Raw genomic sequence first — 3,513 nt, forward strand, 5'->3', positions numbered from 1 at the left:
GGCCGCTGCCATTTCGCCAGCGACTCGCGGGCCCGGTTTGGCCACCAAATGGAATGACACCATCATCACCGCCGATGCCTACCAGATCCCACAGGATCATCCCCTCCTCGAAGCCGTTCACGCCGCGTTTTTGCAGAAAAAACCGTGGGAAGTGGGCTTCTTCCGCTACCCGCAGATGGCGAGCTATCGCCTGAAGGCCCATCAGGTGGTGTGCCCGGCCCGGGCAAAAGAGTAAGCAAAACCCCGAAGGATGGAAATAAAATTGGCCTGCCGTTACCCATGACAAGGAGTTGATATCAGATGCAGCAGGTCGTTTATGTCGCCAGCCCCGGCAGCCAGCAGATCCATGTGTTTGCCCTAGCCGACACGGGAGAGATGCAACTCTTGCAGCTGGTGAGCACGCCGGGTCAGGTACAACCGCTGGTGATAAGTCCCGACAGGCGCTGGCTCTATGCCGCCGTGCGACCCGACTTTGCAGTCATCAGCTACCGGATTGGCTTGGATGGCCGGCTCAGCGAACAGGGCTCGGCGCCGCTGGCGGGCAGTGCCTCGCACACCGCCATCGATGCCAGCGGCCGCTTCCTGCTGGCGGCTTCTTATGCCTTCAACCATGTCACCGTCTCCCCCATCGGTAGTGGCGGCCGGGTAGAAGCGCCCCATCAGCAGCTAGATGGCTTGCAGGCCGCCCACTCGGCCACTCTGCTGGGTGCAGATGAGCAGGGCGAGCAGGAAGTTCTGGTCGCCTGTCTCACGGAAGATGTCATCCGCCGCTTCACCCTGAACGACAAGGGGCGGCTGGCGCCCCATCCGCTGGGGGATCTGCATACCGTCAGCGGGGCCGGGCCAAGGCACCTGACGCTGCACCCCGTCAATGGCGATATCTACTGCCTGAACGAGCTCGATTGCACCATCAACCGCTACCACAGGCAGGCCGATGGCCATATCCATCTGCAACAGAGCCTGGGCATGCTGCCAGCGGGGTATCAGGGAGAGCGCTGGGGGGCGGATCTGCACGTCACACCGGATGGTCATTTTCTTTACAGCTGCGAACGGGCAAGCAGCCTGCTGACCCTGTTTGCCATAGCTGCGCAGGATGGCAGCCTGACCCTGCGGTCCCACTTCCCGACAGAGACCATGCCTCGCGGCTTTGCCATCGATCACTGCGGCCGCTATCTGCTGGCGGCCGGGCAAGCTTCCCACCAACTTGCCGTGCACCGCATAGACCCGGGCAGCGGTGAGCTGACGCTGCTCGCACGCCATCCGGTAGGCGACGGGGCCATGTGGGTGCGGGTGCTGGCCTTGTGCGAGTGACGTCGAGAAACCGGTCGAAATGAGTGAGGCCACCCGGGGGTGGCCTCACGATTTGACTGACAGCAACCTTTGCTTAGTCCTTGGCGCTCTCCATGGCTCCCTCTTCGGTGCTGGCAGGCAGGATCAGGTTGAGCAATATGGCGGCAACCGATGCCAGACCGACACCGGCCAGGGCGAAGTCACCTATCTTCATCTCCAGCGCGCCGACACCGACCGTCAGGGTCACGGCCACGATGGCGATGTTACGGGCCAGCCCCAGATCCACCTTGGATTCCACCAGCGTCTTGAGACCGATGGCGGCGATGGAGCCGAACAGCAGCAGCATGATACCGCCCATCACCGGCATGGGGATGGAGGTCAGCAGGGCATTGAACTTGCCGAAGAAGGCCAGAATGATGGCAAACACGGCAGCCCAGGTCATGGTGACAGGGTTGAAGTTGCGGGTGATCATCACGGCACCGGTCACTTCGGCGTAGGTGGTCACGGGTGGGCCACCGATGAAACCGGCAAAGCAGACGCCAATGCCGTCACCGGCCAGGGTACGGTGCAGACCCGGGTTCTTGGTGTAGTCCTGCCCGGTCACGCCACCGATGGCGAGCACGCCGCCAATATGTTCGATACAGGGGGCGATGGCCACCGGCAGCATGAACAGGGCGGCAGCCCAGTTGATCTCCGGGGTTTCGAAGTGAGGCAGCGCCAGCCAGGGTGTGTTGACCAGACCATCGAAGTTCACCTGCCCCATCAGTACGGCCGCGACATAACCTGCAATCACACCGCACAGGATGGGGATGAGCTTGATCCAGCCCTTGCAGAACACGGCCGCAATCAGGGTCACCGCCAGCGAGATGCCCGCCAACGTCAACGCCGTCGTGGCAGGCACCACCTGTTCTCCACCGGCACGGCCCATCGCCATGTTGCAGGCAACCTGAGCGACCGACAGGCCGATCACCATGATCACAGGGCCAATCACCACGGGCGGCAGCAACTTGTTCACAAAGCCCATGCCCCGCACGCGAATGAGTGCGGCCAGGATGAAGTACATGAAACCGGCGGCAATCAAGCCAAACATAGTGGATGGCAATCCCCAGGTCTGGGTGGCGTAAATGATGGGGGCGATGAAGGCAAAGCTGGAACCGAGGAAAATCGGCACCTGGCGGCGAGTGCAGAGCTGGAACAACAGGGTTCCCACACCGGCGCCAAGCAGGGCCATGGAGGGGTTCAGTCCGGTGAGCAGGGGCACCAGAACCATGGCACCGAAGGCGACAAACAGGATTTGCAGCCCGGCGACACTTTGCTTGACTAAGGAAAACATGGATGTCCTTAATTTTTTGATAACCGACAGGGATATTTAACACTTTTCAGTTATCACAAGACGTTTTCAAGGCGTTAAATGAGCCACTTGGCGTCATTCGTTACCTTTTACTGCTTGGGGAGGGCATGAAACTGGCTTTTTGGGCGGGATTCGTTGCTACAAGCATCGAGTATGCGATTTTACGCACTTTTATGGCAGACGCCAATCGTTTTTCCACGCGACTTTGTTTGTCAAGGGCTCACCCCTGCTCCGCCATAGGGTCACTCTATACTTGATTGCGTGAACCCAGCCGGACAAGGAGTCCCCCATGACACTGCCCTCTTTCAAACCCAGCCAGCGCAAATTACTGGTGGGATCGGCCATCGCATTGGCCCTGTTTGCTACCCCATTCAGTTATGATTTCACCCACAACGAGTGGCAAATGAATCAGGCCTATGCCAAGTCCTGCTTCATTGCCGGTACCCGGATCGTCATGGCCGACGGCAGCGAACGTCCCATAGAGACGTTGCAAGCCGGTGAATGTGTGCTGGATCAACATGGTCATCTCAACCGGATCCTGGCTATCGAGCGCGTGCTGTTGGGGGAGCGCAAGCTCTACGGAATCAACCAACTGGCCCCCTTCTTCACAGCGGAGCACCCCTTCTTGACCTCTCGCGGCTGGGCGGCCATCTCGCCCGCCATGACCCGTACCGAGAACCCGACCCTGGCAGTGTTGCCACTCTTTACCGGCATGCGGCTGCTGGGCTGGCCAGCAGCCGCTGCCAGTGCAGGCAATCTGGCGCTGGCTCCCCAACCGAGCGAGCTGCTGGTGGAATCGCTCTACTGGATTGACAGCCCCCCCACCACGGCACTGTTCAACCTGATCCTCGATGGCAGCCACAGCTATATAG

The 3,513-nt window shown here is 60.3% G+C and carries 2 protein-coding genes and 2 pseudogenes; 3 read left to right on the plus strand and 1 reads right to left on the minus strand.

What is annotated here, in order from left to right:
- Positions 1-235 (plus strand): annotated as a pseudogene (locus AAC083_RS13385) (hypothetical protein); the annotation flags it as partial.
- A gap of 65 nt (positions 236-300) precedes the next feature.
- Positions 301-1,311, plus strand: a complete 1,011-nt coding sequence (gene pgl / locus AAC083_RS13390) for a 6-phosphogluconolactonase (RefSeq protein ID WP_108536848.1) — start codon at positions 301-303, stop codon at positions 1,309-1,311.
- A 73-nt stretch (positions 1,312-1,384) separates the two neighbouring features.
- Here pgl and AAC083_RS13395 read toward each other — a convergent pair whose 3' ends face one another.
- Positions 1,385-2,623 (minus strand): uracil-xanthine permease family protein, encoded by a 1,239-nt coding sequence (locus tag AAC083_RS13395; protein ID WP_042035174.1) that lies wholly within the window; start codon positions 2,621-2,623, stop codon positions 1,385-1,387.
- A 307-nt stretch (positions 2,624-2,930) separates the two neighbouring features.
- Here AAC083_RS13395 and AAC083_RS13400 point away from each other — a divergent pair.
- Positions 2,931-3,513, plus strand: a pseudogene (locus AAC083_RS13400) (Hint domain-containing protein); the annotation flags it as partial.

The organism is Aeromonas sp. HMWF014 (genome assembly GCF_963878295.1).
Classification (GTDB): domain Bacteria; phylum Pseudomonadota; class Gammaproteobacteria; order Enterobacterales; family Aeromonadaceae; genus Aeromonas; species Aeromonas popoffii.